We start from the raw sequence: 2,253 nt of genomic DNA, 5'->3' as shown, positions 1-2,253 counted from the left end.
GTATGCCAGCAAAGCAGAAGAAAGCGATGCGCAGTACAGCTTATCTTGAAAAGGTATTGAATTTATAGTGTTTTTTCATGCTCTTGCCCTGGGCTTGTGGGTGGAATAAACCATTATCAATATGCGCCTAATCCGGTTAACTGGGTAGATCCATTTGGGTTATTGTGTAAAGACGGGCAGGCAAGGGTAAAAGCGGCGCTTGATGCAAATCCAGAACTTTCAGATGATCTAAAAAATCAAATAAAAAGGGTTGCTAAGCGAAAGCAATCGGGCTGTACAGCTGACGAGATGATTGAACAAATTGCTGCACTCAGTGCTGCTACAGGTGGGCTTGATTTATTTCTAGCAAAATTAAGTAAACAGTTTATTGACGATTACAAGGCTGAGTTTCCTAATACCACTTTAAGTGATAAAGATTTACTTGAGCGCTATCAAGCAGGAAAAGAATACAAGGAAGCGACGAGATCATTGTATAACCCTAATTCAAAAAGCAAACCTGAAATTGATATTCCGGCTAAACTAGACGGTCCTGTGCGAGATGTGATAATTAGTAGAAGTAAAGAACTGAAACGGCTTCAAAAGCTGCGAGTCAAGGCTCAGAAAAATAAAGAAGCTATTAACGAAAATGATATTGATGCGAAGGAGAGAGTTAATCAATTAATGGTTAACTTGAGTGAGGCTATTGGAGAAGAATCAACTCGCTTAGTAATGGCGCAAGAGCATCCGGAATTTAAAGAAATTCCTAGCCAGTTGCCAGGAAAAGGTAAACAAGGTCAATTTGACCTTATTTATTATAAAGAAGACAAAAATACAGGCAAAATTATTACTGTTGAGGCTAAAGGTGGGGCTTCAACAAAAGGCAGCCGTAAAACAATGTTCAATAAACAGGCTGAGCAAGGCTCACCTGAATACCGTGATAGTATAACTTTAAACATGGAAGAGAAAATTGAAAAAGCACAACAAGATCCGCGTTATGACTCTAATTCTGATGAGTTCGATCCTAAATTTAAAAAGCAGGTAGAAGATTTAGAAGAAACATTGGAAAAGTTAATAGATGCTGACGATGACAAGTTAATTAGCACTAAACTAGTTAGTCAACGTTTAAATGACGATGGCTCTCTAAAATTAGAAGCAGGTGAGACTTTAAAAGTAAAAGCTGAACTAAGTTCATTTAAAAACGACAAATGGGTACCAGACGAATGATAGAAAGACACTATAAAGAAACGCATATGGAAATAGTCATTAAAGGTATTAATAGATTTGAAAAGCGAATACCAAGAAAGATAAATACCATTAAAAATAAAAATAGTGGTGAAGTTCTAGGTAGCTCTATTCAACACGCTTTAGATGCATTTGCAAGAGCAGTTCTGGCGGATCTAGACCGCTCGACACAATTGCGTTATCTCACGTTACTTAAAGAATTTGGCACAGCAAATTTTGAGTTTGTTATGCGTGTTGATGAAAAGTTTCCCGTTACTATTGATGGTGAAACCTTTGAATTGACGGGGGCTCGTAAAACTGATTTTGTGGATAACGATGCATGGTTAAATGCTTATTATAGCGCAGTTATTTTACGTGATCGCTCAGCAATTCACTCTTTGAGAGAAGTTGATGAAACCGTTTTTTTAAATGCGAATCTCAAGTGTAATACTTTTGATTTGGCGTTAGTTAATATTATGCAAAACTTATTTACTGGCGGTGCGGATATGGGGGACCTGTTAGAAAAGGCATTACTAGCCGACGATCCGGATGATGTCCGCCTACCTTATTCTTATCGTATTTTATTACCTTTAATAGCAGTGTACCGTTGTATTTTTACCCCTGATGCCGAGGCCGAATTTAATAGCGAAATGCGTGATGCAGTAGAAAAGCATAAAGATTTTTGGAAAAAAGATAGTTACAAAAAGCCAGGTTGGATTTCTTTGCCTTTAATTGCAGCCGCCGCGTTTGCTTACGACCGAAAGGGTTATAAATTAGATTTTGAAACTGATTACATCCCTAATTGGCTAGTGACGGGGGAATTTTTACCGGAAGACAAATGACTAACAGAATTAAAACAAGAATAACAAAGACACTCACTTTAATAGTGAGTGTTAAATTCTGAATATTAAAAGTAATTTGCTTTAGATTATAAGCGTTTTTTGTATATGTAAAGGTACTAATGGGGTCAAATCCTGAGGGATCCCCACAATTGCTAATAAGCTACAAGCACTCGTGGCAATCCTTATTTAATTGCTTGAGTGCCTCTGAAAA

General features: G+C 37.3%; 2 protein-coding genes. Both read left to right on the top strand.

Annotated elements, in window-relative coordinates; genetic code table 11:
• Positions 1-96 precede the first annotated feature (96 nt).
• On the top strand, positions 97-1,203 hold the full coding sequence (locus tag GQR56_RS21105) for a hypothetical protein (RefSeq protein ID WP_166115334.1): 1,107 nt from the start codon (positions 97-99) through the stop codon (positions 1,201-1,203).
• On the top strand, positions 1,200-2,042 hold the full coding sequence (locus tag GQR56_RS21100) for an immunity 49 family protein (RefSeq protein WP_166115331.1): 843 nt from the start codon (positions 1,200-1,202) through the stop codon (positions 2,040-2,042). The genes GQR56_RS21105 and GQR56_RS21100 overlap by 4 nt, the downstream gene beginning before the upstream one ends.
• Positions 2,043-2,253 lie beyond the last annotated feature (211 nt).

Origin of the sequence: Pseudoalteromonas sp. Z9A5 (genome assembly GCF_011378875.1) — a bacterium.
Classification (GTDB): Bacteria; Pseudomonadota; Gammaproteobacteria; order Enterobacterales; family Alteromonadaceae; genus Pseudoalteromonas.
The sequence above is the reverse complement of the archived record's forward strand: the minus strand, read 5'-3'. Positions and strand labels throughout refer to the sequence as shown.